Raw genomic sequence first — 13,116 nt, 5'->3', positions numbered from 1 at the left:
GCCCCGGCGCCCGTCGCTGCGGCCTCCGCGCCGGCGCCTACGGCTGCGGCCTCGGCGCCAGCCCCCAGGGCTGCGGCCTCGGCGCCGAAACCCACCGCCGCGAATCCCGCCCCGGCACCTGCGCCGCGCGCTGCGGCTCCGGCACCCGCCCCCCTGGCTGCAGCGCCTGAGCCGGCGAAGATCGAACCGGCGCCGAAGACCGAACCTGCGCCGAGCAGGCGGGCGAGCGCGGAGCCTGCCAGGCGCGCGCCGCGCCGGCAGGCGAACGAGGAAGTCGAGCCGCCCGCGCAGGAGGCGGCCGAGACCGCAAGCGCCGCACCCGCGCGGCGCCCGCGCCGCAGCGAACGCACGCGGGTCGAAGAGTCCGCCATGCCGGTCGAGACGCAGGAGGTCGAGCCCGCGCCGCCACCGATCCGCGAAGCCGAGGCGCCACCGCGCTTGGAAAGGCTGCCGCTGCCCGAGAACGCCACCGGCAGCCTCGGCGCCGGACCGCTGCCCGAAGGCGCCGCCGGCACGCCCTGAGCATCGCGCCGCCGTCCCTCGGCAGCCCGCAACGCGGGCCTGCTTCTTGCGATGCCTCTTGCGTCTGCCCGTTCCTCTGCGTCTGAGAATCGTTCTTCTTCTCTTCTTATCTCGATCGACCGCGCTGGCACGCAAACCTTAAGGAAACATTAACAGCCACCAAAACTATCCAGATCATCCTGTGACTCGTTCGCATTCGAAGCCTGCAACGCGAGGTGCTTAACCCCGAGGGGAAAGTTCCCCGTACGCGGGGAAATGCGCCCGCTGCCGGGGTAAATTCCCCAGCCACGGCACCTTCGTTCCGGCGAATCGGGCCCCTTCGTTCCCTCTGTTAAGCACCTTCGCAAAGTGTGAATCGGGTGCCCGGCACGGTTGATGCGATCGACCGTGTCGCGCACTACCGCGCAGAGAACGAGGAAGAGGAACGAGATGATCGCCAGACGACAATTTCTGGGCTGGGGAGGTGCAGCAGCCACCAGCCTTCTTGTCCCCGCGGGCCTGCTGCCCCGCTCCGTGCGGGCGCAGAGCCTGCCGCTGCTCAATGCGGTGGCGCAGCCCAAGTTCGTGAACCCGCTGCCCAACCCGCTCGCCCCCAGCTCCATCTTCATGCCCACCGGCATCGACGGCGCCACGGGCCTGCCGCTGTACGAGATCAGCGCGCAGCAGATCACGCACGATGCCGGCCTGGTCGACCCGGTGACCGGAACGCGCCTGCGGCACACCGCGTGGGGCTACGGCACCAGCCTGCAGCCGGCGACGTACCCCGGCTACAGCTTCAACCTGCGCAGCGGCAATGCGGTGAAGGTGCGCTACATCAACGCGCTGAACGGCGTCCAGTACCCGGCCGACGTGCCGGTGGACCAGACGCTGGACTGGGCCGACCCGCTCAACAACGGCAATCCGGCCAACATGCCCTACACCGGCCCCGTGCCCCTGGTGGCGCACCAGCATGGCGGCGATACCGAGTCCCTGAGCGACGGCCTGCCGGATGCATGGGCCACGCCGGGCAACGCGCAGACGGGCCGCCTGTTCAACCCGCTGTACACCTACGACAACTCGCAGGAAGCGACCCAGCTCTGGTACCACGACCACTCCGTGGGCGTGACGCGCCTGAACGTGTACATGGGCCTGGCGGGCCACTACTTCATCCGCGACGCCAACGAGGACGCGCTGCAGCTGCCGCAGTACCCCTACGAAGTGCCGCTCCTGATCCAGGACCGCACGTTCCTCGCCAACGGCGAGCTGTTCTACGACCACGTCGATCCGGCCAACCCCGCCGCCCCGACGCCGACGCACCTGCCGGAGAACTTCGGCGACACGATCCTGGTGAACGGCGTGGCCTGGCCCGTGCTCGATGTCGAGCCGCGCAAGTACCGCTTCCGCGTACTGAACGGCTCCGACTCGCGCGTGTACGACATGCAGCTGTCCAACGGCATGCCCTGGGTGCAGATCGGCTCCGACCTGGGCCTGCTGAACGCGCCGGTGAGTCAGACGACGCTCAGCGTCGCCCCGGGCGAGCGCTGCGACATGATCCTCAACTTCGCCGGCATGGCGGGGCAGACCATCATCATCCGCAACAACGCCAAGGCGCCGTACCCCGGCGGCGGCGCGGTCGACCCCAAGACCACCGGCCAGATCATGGCCTTCCGCGTCTCGCTGCCCCTTTCCGGCATCCCGGACCGCCCGATCCCGGCCAACCTGCGCCCGGTTTCCGGCCCGGTGCCGGTGCCCGCGGCGCCGGTGCGCACGCGCAAGATCCTGCTGTTCGAGGGCACCGACAGCCGCGGTCGCCTGCAGACCATGGCCGGCATCGTCGACAACAGCCGGCCCACCCTGAACGGCACGCTGGTGTTCGCGGACCCGATCACGGAGAACCCGCAGGTGGGCGACACCGAAGTCTGGGAGTTCTACAACACCACCGCCGACGCGCACCCGATCCACATGCACCTGGTGGACTTCCGCATCATCGACCGGCAGAAGTTCAGCGGCACGATCACGCCCAAGACCAACAGCGACGGCTCGCTGGGCGGCGTGCTCGACGAGGCGTCGGTCAAGTTCCGCGGCAAGGCGCGCGCGCCGGGCGCGGAGGAAGCCGGCAAGAAGGACACCGCCAAGATGTTCCCGGGGGAGGTCACGCGGGTCATCGCCCGGTTCAACCGGCCGGGCGAGTACCTGTACCACTGCCACATCCTCTCGCACGAGGACCACGAGATGATGCGGCCCTACTTCGTGGGTGCCATCCCCCCGGGGCGCTGAACGCGCACTCATTGTTCGTGAAGGCGGAAGGGCTCCCCGCGGGCCCTTCCTTTCCCGCAGGAGAAGACCATGTCCACGATCCGGAGCCACGCTTCCGTCCTTGCCGCGGCGCTGGCCGCGGCGGCGTTCGCCGCGCTCGCGCCCCTTGCCTGGGCCGGCGGCGAGCACGCGCACCATCACCACCAGCACGTCGAAGTGCCGTCCGGCTACGCACGCCAGGTGGCGCTGTACCAGATCCCGTCCACGGCGCTGCTGCGCGCGGACGGCGCCCGGGCGCAGTTCCCGCAGGCGATCGACGACGGCAAGCCCGTCGTGCTCGATTTCATCTACACCAGCTGCACCGCGATCTGCCCGATCCTGAGCCACAGCTTCGCGGAATTCCAGCGCCGCCTCGGCGCCGAAAGCGAGCAGGTGCACCTGGTGTCCATCAGCATCGACCCCGAGGAGGACACGCCCGCGCGCCTGTCCGAGTACGCGCGCCGCTTCGACGCCGGCCGGCAGTGGGCCTTCTTCACCGGCAGCACCGCCGCCAGCGTGAGCCTGCAGAAGGCCTTCCAGGCCTACTACGGCGGCAAGATGCACCACCGGCCGGCGACCTTCCTGCGCGCCGCGCCCGGCGAGCCCTGGGTGCGGCTGGACGGCTTCACCTCGCCCGACGAACTGATGGCGGAATACCGCCGTCTCGTGCACCGGCACTGAAGGAGGCGGCGCATGCGCATCACCTTCCGTGCCGCCATCGGCATGCTGCTGCTGGCGCTGGCCGCACAGGCCGGCGCGGCCGGAGAGGCGCCGGCGCCCGGCGACCTGGTGGCCCGAGGCCGCGCGCTCTACCGGGCGGGGCGGCGCGCGGACGGGAGTCCCCTGGTCGCCGGGCGCACCGGCGGCCTCGTGCTCGCCGGCGCCGAGGCGGCCTGCGTCGCCTGCCACCGGCGCAGCGGCATGGGCGGCGCGGAAGGCCGCAGCTACATCCCGCCCGTGACGGCGGCCGCCTTGTTCACCCCCATGCCCGCGGGCAAGGGCGCCTCGGCGATCGGCGACGGCCGCCCCGCCTATGCGGAGGCGAGCCTCGCCCGCGCGCTGCGCGAAGGCGTCGATGCGTCGGGGCGGCACCTCGACTACGTGATGCCGCGCTACCGCCTCGACGACCAGGAAGTGCGCGCGCTGCACGCCTACCTGCGCACGCTGCCGCAGGCGCTGGCCGCGGATGCCGGCGCGCAAACGGACACGGTGCACTTCGCCACCGTGATCGCGCCCGGCGTGCCGGCGCAGCGCAGCGAGGCGATGCTCGGCGTGCTGCAGGCCTGCTTCGACGAGCACAACGCCGGGCCGCAGCCGGAGCGGGGACGCCGGAAGCTCGCGCAAGGCATGGAGCAGCGCGCGGGCCGCCCGTGGCAGCTGCACGTGTGGCGGCTCCAGGGGCCGCAGGAGGGCTGGGAAGCGCAGCTGGCGCGGCACGCCAGCGAGCAGCCCGTGTTCGCGCTGGTGGGGGGCGTGGGCGGCGCGCAATGGGCGCCGGTGCACGGCTTCTGCGAGGGCGCGGGTGTGCCCTGCCTCTTTCCGCACCTCGAGGCCGCGCCCGCCGCAACCGACGGCTTCTACCCGATCTACCTGGGCAAGGGTGCGCTGCTGGAGGCCGCGCTGGTGGCGCGCTACCTGGCGCAGCAGCCGGGCGGCGCCGTGCACGTCACACAGGTGCTGCGCGAGCACGACGCCTCCGCCAAGGCTGCCGCGGCGGCCTTGCGCAAGGCGCTCGCAACGGCGGGGGCCACCATGACCGAAATCCGCATTCCGGCCGGGGCTGCAGTCCGGCCGGACACGCTGGCCAAGGTGCCGGCGCAGGGCACGCTGGTGCTCTGGCTGCGCCCGGACGACCTGCAGCGCCTCGGCGAGGGCCGGCCCGCGGGCGCCCAGGTGTTCGTCTCGGCCACGCTGGCCGGTCGCGACGAGGTTCCCCTGCCGCCGGCCTGGAAGGAGCGCGCCCTGATGGCGTATCCCTACGAGCTGCCGCAGCAGCGCACGCTGCGCACCCTGCCGATGCGGCAGTGGCTCGCGCAGCGCGGCCTGCCCCTCACCGACGAGCGGGTCCAGGGCGACGCCTACGTCGCCTGCAAGGCGCTGCGCACGGCGATGCTGGAAGCGGAGGACCATTTCGGGCGCGACTACTTCGTCGAGCGCGTGGAGACCGACATGGAGCGCAGCAACGCGACCGGGCTCTATCCGAGCCTCGCGCTCGGCATCGGCCAGCGCTTCGCCGCCAAGACGGGTTACCTGGTGCGCTTCGAGGGCGAGCGCGGCGGGCTCGCCGCCGTCGGCGAACGCATCGCGCCCTAGGAAGCTCGCGCTGCAGGCGAAAGGGCCTCCGGGGCCCTTTCGTACTATGCTCGCCGCCATCGATTCCACGGCAGCGAAGCAATCCTGATGCAAACCCTCCAGCTCGGTCAGAGCGACCTGCAGGTCACCCCGATCTGCCTCGGCACCATGACCTTCGGCGAGCAGGTGTCCGAGCCCGACACCCACGCCATCCTCGACCGCGCGATCGAGCGCGGGATCAATTTCATCGACACCGCGGAGATGTACCCGGTGCCGCCGCGCGCGGAGACCTACAGCCGCACCGAGACCTTCATCGGCAACTGGCTCGCCGCCCGGCCGGGGATGCGCCAGCGCATCGTGCTGGCCACCAAGGTGGCGGGGCCCTCGCGCGGCATGCCCTGGGTGCGCGCAGGGCAGGGCCTGACGCCGGCGGACATCGTCGCTTCCTGCGAGGCGTCGCTGAAGCGCCTGCAGACCGACGTCATCGACCTGTACCAGATCCACTGGCCGGAGCGCCACGTGCCCAGCTTCGGGGAGATCTACTACGACCCGGCGCGCGAGACCAGCAAGACCTCCATCTACGAGCAGCTCGAGGCGCTCCAGAAACTGGTGCGCGCCGGCAAGGTCCGCTTCGTCGGCCTGTCCAACGAGACGCCCTACGGCGTGCACGAGTTCGTGCGCGTCGCCGAGCAGTTCGAGCTGCCGCGCATCGCGAGCGTGCAGAACCCCTACTGCCTCACCAGCCGCGGGGTCGACAACGGCCTGGACGAGACGCTGCACCGGCTGGGCGTGTCGCTGCTGGCGTACTCGCCGCTGGCCTTCGGGGCGCTCACCGGCAAGTACGACGCCAGCGGTACCGCGGGCGCGGACGCGCCGCCCGGCCGGCTCGCGAAGTTCGAGCGCATGCGCAACCAGCGCTGGGGCCGCGCCGACGCGCTGGCGGCCGCGCGCCGCTACAACGCGCTGGCGCGCGAGCACGGGCTCACGCCCACCCGCATGGCGCTGGCTTGGTGCTACGGCAACTGGCGCGTGGCCAGCACGATCATCGGCGTCACCTCGCTGGCCCAGCTCGATGAGAACATCGACGCCTGGGGCAGCCCGCTGCCGCCCGAACTGCTGGCGCAGATCGACCGCGTGCGCTGGGAACTGCGCGACCCGGCGCAGTAGCGCCACGATTTCAAGTCGGCCGGCAGCGCCTTCGCGCAGGGCGCGCTGGCCCGGTTCCGGTAGGGCGGGCGCGCAAATTCTGTGGCCGAGCCGCATTCCTGCCGGAAAATCGGGCCAAAGGACAGGCGGAGCTTGACTTGGACACCCGGGTGTTCGTCTGCGAAGACGCCGACGGCATTCAATTCTTCATCGGCGACCTGCTGCAGACCATCGGCGGGCTGGAGGTCGTGGGCTCGGCGTCGACCGAGCCGGACGCGAAGTTCTGGCTGCTCGCCAACCAGGCCGAGTGGGAGATCGCGATCGTCGACCTCGTGCTGGAGCAGGGCTCGGGCCTGGGCGTGATCACCGCCGCGCGCGAGACGCATCCGGCCGGTCGCGTGATCGTGTTCAGCAGCTATGCGACGCCAGCCATCCGTTCGCATTGCCTGTCCATGGGCGCGGAACAGGTGTTCGCCAAGACGGAGGCGACCGCCTTCTCGGCCTGGCTGGCCGCCCAGGTGCAGGGCGGCGGGGGCGGCTGAGGCGCGCTGGCACAATCCGGGCGCCATGGCCCGCAAAGAGCACGTCAGCGAGACGCCCGCCACCGCCTTCCTGAAGGCGAACGGCGTCGCCTATACCGAGCACCCCTACGAGTACGTGGAGCACGGCGGGGCCCAGCACAGCGCCGAGGTGCTCGGCTTCGATCCCTTCACCGTGGTGAAGACGCTGATCATGGAGGACGAGAAGGCGCGGCCGCTGGTGGTGCTGATGCACGGCAACCGCAAGGTCTCGACCAAGAACCTGGCGCGCCAGATCGGCGCGAAGTCGGTCGAACCGTGCAAGCCCGAAGTGGCCAACCGCCACAGCGGCTACCTGGTGGGCGGCACCTCGCCCTTCGGCACGCGCCGGCAGATGCCGGTGTACGTGGAGGAGAGCATCCTCGCCCTGCCGCGCATCGTGCTCAATGGCGGCCGCCGCGGCTACCTGGTGGGCATCGATCCGCAGGTGCTGCCCCGGCTGCTGGCCGCGAAGCCGGTGAACTGCGCGCTGCAGGAGCCGTAGACCGCGGCCGTGCCGCAGGCACAATAGCTGCCGTGCAAACCTTCGCTCCCATCCTCGCCGTCCTCGCCGCCTACCTGCTCGGGTCGCTCTCCTTCGCGGTGATCGTGAGCCGCGCGATGGGCCTGTCGGACCCGCGCACCTTCGGCAGCAGGAATCCCGGCGCCACCAACGTGCTGCGTTCCGGCAGCAAGGCCGCCGCCATCGTCACGTTGCTGTTCGACGCGCTGAAGGGTTTCGTGCCGGTGCTGCTGGTGAAGCTGTACGGCCGCAACTACGGCCTGGGCGACGCCACCCTGGCCCTGGTGGGCCTGGCGGCGTTCCTCGGCCATCTCTATCCGGTGTTCTTCCGCTTCCAGGGCGGCAAGGGCGTGGCCACCTTCCTCGGCGTGGTGTTCGGGGTGCACTGGCTGCTGGGCCTGGCGACCTGCCTCACCTGGCTGATCATCGCCTTCTTCTTCCGCTATTCGTCGCTCGCCTCGCTGGTCGCGGCAGTGTTCGCTCCCACCTTCTACCTGCTGGTCGCCGGCAACGCCTGGTACGCGGAAGGGCCGGTGGCGATGGCGCTGTTCGTCATGGCGCTGCTGCTCGCCTGGCGGCATCGCGCCAACATCCAGCGCCTGCTGCAAGGCAAGGAGTCGAAGCTGGGCGCGAAGAAGGCCGAGCCGCAGCCGGCCGCGCACCCGCACGGCCCGCACGAGCATCACCACCGGCACCACCACCGCCACTGAGGCGGGGCGTCGTCACTCCTGCGCGATCACGTAGCGGCTGACGCGCGGCGGCTCCTCGCCGACATGGAAGGCGAGCCGGCGGTCGCGCAGGGCCGCGTCGGCGGCGCTGATGCGGTCGAAGCGGCGCAGGTGCTCGGTCCACGAGGCATCGATGATCTGTTCGACATAGCGGCGCGGCTCGTTGATGTCGTGCAGCAGCTGCCATTCCAGCGCGCCCTGGCGCAGCCGGCTGCGCCGGCTCTCCTGCATCAGGGCCAGGAAGTCGTCGACCCGGGTCGGATCGATGCGGTACTCCACCCGCACCAGGATGCGTCCAGCGGTCGGCGGCGGCTGCATCTCGGGCATGCGCAGCACGCGCGAGGGCGTGAGCTCCTCCTCGGTGCCGCGGTCGATCTTGAGGCGCTGCGCGGCCAGCATGGAGGCGATGCCGGTCGCGGCCGAGACGGCCAGCGCCACGCCGATCGAGCTCATGGTGGCCACCTGGCCCCACAGCGCCGCGCCGGCGGCCGTCGAGCCCATGAGCGCCATCTGGTAGACGGACATGCCGCGTGCCCGCACCCAGTCGGGCAGCGACATCTGGGCAGCGACGGTGAGCGAATTGGCCACCGTGATCCAGGCGGCGCCGGCCATCACCATCGCCGGCACGGCCAGGTAGATGTTGGGCGCGAAGCCCACCACCACCGCGGCCAGCGCCTGCACCACGGTGCCCACCAGCACCCGGCGCTGCAGCGGCAGCCAGCGGCGGATCTTGGGCATCAGCAGCGCCGAGACGATGGCGCCGACGCCCATGGAGGCCAGCAGCACGGTGAAGGTGCCCGCCTTGCCGCCCGGCAGGCCGCGTGCCACCAGGGGCAGCAGCGCCATCATGGCCGTGGAATGCAGGAAGAAGAGGGCGATGCGCAGCATCACCGCGCGCATGCGGCTGGAGTGCCAGACGAACTGCACGCCCACCCGCATGGCGCTGACCAGCGGCTCGCGCCCGAGCGGGCTTTCGCGGTGCTCGCGGCGCCAGCGCATGATGGTGAGTCCCGCCAGGATCGACAGCGTGGCGTTGAGCACGAACACGTACGCGCCGCCCACGCTGGCCAGCAGCGCGCCCGCGATCAGCGGGCCGATGATGCGCGAGGCGTTCATGGCCACGCCGTTCAGGGCCAGCGCCTGGGCGAGCTGCGGCCGGCTCACGATCTCCGGCACGATGGCGGCGAACACCGGCCAGCGCATCGCCAGGCCGATGCCGTTGGCGAAGGTGAGCGCCAGCAGCAGCGGCGCCGTCAGCTGGTCCATCAGGATCACCACGCACAGCAGCGTGGCGATGGCGGCCACCCAGAACTGGGTGGCCATGAAGTAAAGCCGCCGGTCCAGCGTGTCGGCCAGTGCCCCGCTGGGCAGCCCCAGCAGGAACACCGGCAGCGTGGCGGCGCTCTGCACCAGGGCCACCCACAGCGGGGAGGGGCCGATCGACGTCATCAGCCAGGCCGAGGCCACGTCGTTCATCCACATCGTGGTGTTGGCGGCCAGCCAGGTGAACCACAGCATGCGGAACACCGGCGTCTTCAGGGGGCCGAGCGCACTCTCGGGCGGGCGCGACCGGGTGGCAGTGCCGGAAAGGGTGGAATCGGGCAAGGGAAGAACTAGTAACGGCGCTCCAGCACCAACTGGTCGTTGAAGCGGGTCATCTGGAAGCGGGAGAGGAAGCTGTTGCCAAGCAGGAGCGGGCCGGTGTGGGCAGGCAGCACGAGGGCCTCGACGTCGTAGACCTCCACTTCGCCGACCCGCACCGCGTTGAGCTTGACCAGATGGGCGCTGACGATGCCGTTGGCGGTGCCGCTGCGCGTGAGCTGGCCCTTGCGGTAGTCGATGCCCAGGCGTTCCGCGTCCACGGTGCCCAGGGCGACGGTGGTGGCCCCGGTGTCCACCATGAACTGCACGGCGCGCCCGTTGATGGCGCCCGAGGCGAGGAAGTGCCCGCCGGTGCCGGCCGTCAGCACGATCTTGCCGGAGCGCGCCGGCGCGGCCCCGCCGCCGACGCTGGCCGGCGCCTCGCCGATGCGCAGCGTCTGGCGCTGGCCGGCGACCTCCACCACCGCCTCGTCGCCCAGGGTGGACAGGACCGTCACGCCCTTGTAGCTCTCGCCGGGGGCGACGGTCTTGGGTGCGCTGCCGTCCACGATCAGCAGGGCCTTGTTGCCCAGCATGCCGTGCAGCGCCACGGACTGCGCGGACGCGGCGCCCGCGGCCAGCGCCACGCACAGGGCGAGGAGGGGTCGCACGGCGTTCAATCGCGGAAGTTGGTGAAGGACAGGGGCAGGTCGGCCATCTCCTTGCGCACCAGCGCGATGGTCTGCTGCAGCACGTCGCGGTCCTTGCCGGTGACGCGCACCGCGTCGCCCTGGATGGCGGCCTGCACCTTCAGCTTGCTGTCCTTGACGAGCTTCTGGATCTTCCTGGCCTGCTCGGACTCGATGCCGCTGCGGACCTTGACGACCTGCTTCACCTTGTCGCCGCCGATCTTCTGCACGTCGCCCTTGTCGAGGAAACGCACGTCGACGTTGCGCTTGGCCAGCTTGTTCAGCAGCACGTCCATCACCTGCTGCAGCTGGAAATCGGCATCGCCCGTGAGCGTGATTTCCTTCTCCTTGATTTCGATGGCGGCGGCCGTGCCCTTGAAGTCGAACCGAGTCCCGATCTCCTTGGCGGCGTTGTCCACGGCGTTCCTGACCTCCACCATGTTCGGTTCGCACACGGTATCGAATGACGGCATCTCGAGATTCCTCCTGCACCCTGCCTGTAGCGGCTTTGGGCACAATTCTCCCATGATCGTCGAGTCGAACGCGTCGCTGCAGCCCTACAACACTTTCGGGATCGTCGCGAAGGCGCGCACGCTGGTGCGGGTGCGCAGTGCCGCCGACGTCCATGCCGTGCTGGCCCAGCCGGAATGGCGCGACGAACCGAAGTTCATCCTGGGCGGCGGCAGCAACATCGTGCTGACCGGCGACGTGAAGTCCGTCGTGCTGAAGGTGGAGGTGCCCGGACGCCAGGTGCTGGAGGACGGGCCCAAGGCCACCGTCATCGAGTTCGGCGCCGGCGAGAACTGGCACGAGGCCGTGACCTGGACGCTGGAGCAGGGCTTCGGCGGGCTGGAGAACCTGGCGCTCATCCCCGGCACGGTGGGCGCCGCACCGGTGCAGAACATCGGCGCCTACGGCATCGAGCTGCAGGACCGCTTCGAGTCGCTCGACGCCATCGACCTGATGACCGGCCGCGAGTTCACCCTCGACGCCGGCCAGTGCGCCTTCGGCTACCGCGATTCGGTGTTCAAGCATTCGGCGGCGCGCGACAGCGACCTCGGCCTGGCCGGCCGGGCCCTGATCCTGCGCGTGCGGGTGCGCCTGCCCAAGCCCTGGAAGCCGGTGCTGGGCTACGTGGACCTGCAGCGCAAGATGACGGAATCGGGCGTCCAGCAGCCGGATGCGCGCCGGATCTACGACTGGGTGTGCGCCATCCGCAGCGCCAAGCTGCCCGATCCGCGGGTGATCGGCAACGCGGGCAGCTTCTTCAAGAACCCCACCGTGACCCCGGAGCAGTGCCAGGACATCATCGCCCGCGACCCCGGCATCGTGCACTACCCGATGCCGGACGGCAGCGTGAAGCTCGCCGCCGGCTGGCTCATCGATGCCTGCGGCTGGAAAGGCAAGTCGGTCGGGCAGGCCGGCGTGTACGAGAAGCAGGCCCTGGTGCTGGTGAACCGCGGCGGCGCCACCGGCGGCGAGGTGGTCACGCTGGCCCGGGCGATCCAGACCAGCGTCTACGAGCGCTTCGGCATCCGGCTGGAGCCGGAACCGGTGGTGGTGTGAGGCCCGGCCTCAGCCGCCGATCCGCTCCCAGGCGGCGGCGAATTCGTCGTCCGACAGCAGCACCCAGACCGCCAGTCCCGTCACCAGCCCGCCGGTGACCAGCGCGTTCTGCAGTGCGGGCGCAACGCCGTCGAACCCCAGCAGCGCGGGCGCCGCCATCAGCAGCGCGCCGAGCCCGGCATCGAGCCATTCCTCCCAGGCCTGCGGCACCTGCATGGCCTCCAGGCTGGAGGCGATCAGGAGGGCACCGATGGCCATGGTGCTGACCATGGCGACCACCACGTTCTGGAACCCGAGGACCCAGGGCGACACGATCAGCCAGGCTCCCAGCGCGGCATTGACCACGTCCTGCCAGTGCTTCACTCGCTTCATGGCGCACTCCTTTCGCCGCACGTGGGCGGCAAATGCTGTGAGCGTGGGTCCATGGTAATCCGACCGGAGCCGTCCCGCCAGTTCCCAACCGTATCGGAGGTGAGCGGTGCCTTCCATGGCGCGGCCGGCGGCGCGCACCCGGCGGCGGCGCCCAGGCCCTTCAGGAAGGCGCGCCGGACCGTGCCGGCGTCGATGGCGGCGGCGACCTCCCGGGCGTGGCGCTCGGCGCCGGTGAGCTTGCGCACCCAGCTGCGGAAGGGGAGCACGCCCTCCGTGGTCCTGCGCACGGCGCCGATCACCGCGTTGCCGGCGGCATCGGTGCCGCGCTGCACCAGGGTGACGGTGGCGGTGCTGGCGGCCGCATCCAGGTCCTCGCCCAGGGCGGCGTCCAGCGCCTCCACCTCGGCGGCCAGTGCCGCGCAGGAGAGGTCCGCCGGGGTGGCGTAGGGCGCCTTCTTCGCTTCCACCAGCACCGGCGGGATCGTTACGCGCAGGAGGTTCAGGTCCGTGAGCGGGGCGACCACGGCGTCGCCGAGCTCCTTCTCGGCGCCGGCGCGCACCGCCGCCGGCCCGGTGGCTTGCTGCCCGGGCGGCGTGGCGCAAGCGGCCAGCAGGAGCAGGACGAGGGCGATCGGATGGAGCTTCATGCCGGCGACGCAGGCATGTTAGGCGGCGCGTGTACGGCGCCACAAGGCCGCGCACGGTCTGCGTGGCCCCTCCTTGACGCGCGACAAACCGGCGCCGGCCCCTCAGTCCAGGACGACCACGATCCCGAGTGCGCCGACGGAGAGCGTCCGCTCGCCGGCCCGGGTGTAGGAAGCGACGCCCAGCGTGTGGTAGTTGGAGGCGAAGGCCGTCAGGGCGCC

At 70.9% G+C, this 13,116-nt stretch carries 14 protein-coding genes; 9 read left to right on the top strand and 5 right to left on the bottom strand.

What is annotated here, in order from left to right; genetic code table 11:
- Positions 1–369 precede the first annotated feature (369 nt).
- The 8 genes from VFM98_RS24115 (at position 370) to plsY (ending at position 8,024) form a co-directional block, all read left to right on the top strand.
- A complete protein-coding gene (locus VFM98_RS24115) occupies positions 370–522 on the top strand; it encodes a hypothetical protein (RefSeq protein WP_325112435.1) in 153 nt (50 codons plus the stop codon).
- A gap of 429 nt (positions 523–951) precedes the next feature.
- Positions 952–2,778 (top strand): multicopper oxidase family protein, encoded by a 1,827-nt coding sequence (locus VFM98_RS24110; RefSeq protein ID WP_325112434.1) that lies wholly within the window; start codon positions 952–954, stop codon positions 2,776–2,778.
- Positions 2,779–2,847: 69 nt separating this feature from the next.
- Positions 2,848–3,477 (top strand): SCO family protein, encoded by a 630-nt coding sequence (locus tag VFM98_RS24105; RefSeq protein WP_325112433.1) that lies wholly within the window; start codon positions 2,848–2,850, stop codon positions 3,475–3,477.
- A gap of 12 nt (positions 3,478–3,489) precedes the next feature.
- Positions 3,490–5,109 (top strand): c-type cytochrome, encoded by a 1,620-nt coding sequence (locus VFM98_RS24100; RefSeq protein ID WP_325112432.1) that lies wholly within the window; start codon positions 3,490–3,492, stop codon positions 5,107–5,109.
- A gap of 87 nt (positions 5,110–5,196) precedes the next feature.
- On the top strand, positions 5,197–6,255 hold the full coding sequence (locus tag VFM98_RS24095) for an aldo/keto reductase (RefSeq protein WP_325112431.1): 1,059 nt from the start codon (positions 5,197–5,199) through the stop codon (positions 6,253–6,255).
- A gap of 137 nt (positions 6,256–6,392) precedes the next feature.
- Complete coding sequence (locus VFM98_RS24090) at positions 6,393–6,776, top strand: response regulator (protein WP_325112430.1); 384 nt, start codon at positions 6,393–6,395, stop codon at positions 6,774–6,776.
- A gap of 25 nt (positions 6,777–6,801) precedes the next feature.
- The gene (locus VFM98_RS24085; RefSeq protein ID WP_325112429.1) at positions 6,802–7,296 is read left to right on the top strand and encodes an aminoacyl-tRNA deacylase; all 495 of its coding nucleotides are present in this window, start codon (positions 6,802–6,804) and stop codon (positions 7,294–7,296) included.
- Between the two features lie 32 nt (positions 7,297–7,328).
- Positions 7,329–8,024 (top strand): glycerol-3-phosphate 1-O-acyltransferase PlsY, encoded by a 696-nt coding sequence (gene plsY / locus VFM98_RS24080; protein WP_325112428.1) that lies wholly within the window; start codon positions 7,329–7,331, stop codon positions 8,022–8,024.
- Between the two features lie 12 nt (positions 8,025–8,036).
- Here plsY and VFM98_RS24075 read toward each other — a convergent pair whose 3' ends face one another.
- The 3 genes from VFM98_RS24075 to VFM98_RS24065 are packed head-to-tail and all read right to left on the bottom strand — an operon-like array spanning position 8,037 to position 10,785.
- Positions 8,037–9,647: an MFS transporter gene (locus VFM98_RS24075; RefSeq protein WP_325112427.1), complete on the bottom strand. Its 1,611-nt coding sequence runs from the start codon at positions 9,645–9,647 to the stop codon at positions 8,037–8,039.
- An 8-nt stretch (positions 9,648–9,655) separates the two neighbouring features.
- A complete protein-coding gene (locus VFM98_RS24070; RefSeq protein ID WP_325112426.1) occupies positions 9,656–10,294 on the bottom strand; it encodes a retropepsin-like aspartic protease family protein in 639 nt (212 codons plus the stop codon).
- A 5-nt stretch (positions 10,295–10,299) separates the two neighbouring features.
- On the bottom strand, positions 10,300–10,785 hold the full coding sequence (locus tag VFM98_RS24065) for a YajQ family cyclic di-GMP-binding protein (RefSeq protein WP_325112425.1): 486 nt from the start codon (positions 10,783–10,785) through the stop codon (positions 10,300–10,302).
- A gap of 52 nt (positions 10,786–10,837) precedes the next feature.
- Here VFM98_RS24065 and murB point away from each other — a divergent pair, with 52 nt between their 5' ends.
- Complete coding sequence (gene murB, locus VFM98_RS24060) at positions 10,838–11,878, top strand: UDP-N-acetylmuramate dehydrogenase (RefSeq protein WP_325112424.1); 1,041 nt, start codon at positions 10,838–10,840, stop codon at positions 11,876–11,878.
- A gap of 9 nt (positions 11,879–11,887) precedes the next feature.
- Here the strand turns inward: murB and VFM98_RS24055 are convergent, their stop codons facing one another.
- Both VFM98_RS24055 and VFM98_RS24050 read right to left on the bottom strand, forming a co-directional pair.
- A complete protein-coding gene (locus tag VFM98_RS24055; RefSeq protein ID WP_325112423.1) occupies positions 11,888–12,250 on the bottom strand; it encodes an SPW repeat protein in 363 nt (120 codons plus the stop codon).
- Positions 12,247–12,897: a twin-arginine translocation signal domain-containing protein gene (locus VFM98_RS24050; RefSeq protein WP_325112422.1), complete on the bottom strand. Its 651-nt coding sequence runs from the start codon at positions 12,895–12,897 to the stop codon at positions 12,247–12,249. The genes VFM98_RS24055 and VFM98_RS24050 overlap by 4 nt, the downstream gene beginning before the upstream one ends.
- Positions 12,898–13,116 lie beyond the last annotated feature (219 nt).

Origin of the sequence: Ramlibacter sp. (assembly GCF_035706265.1) — a bacterium.
GTDB lineage: Bacteria > Pseudomonadota > Gammaproteobacteria > Burkholderiales > Burkholderiaceae_C > Ramlibacter.
The sequence above is the reverse complement of the archived record's forward strand: the minus strand, read 5'-3'. Positions and strand labels throughout refer to the sequence as shown.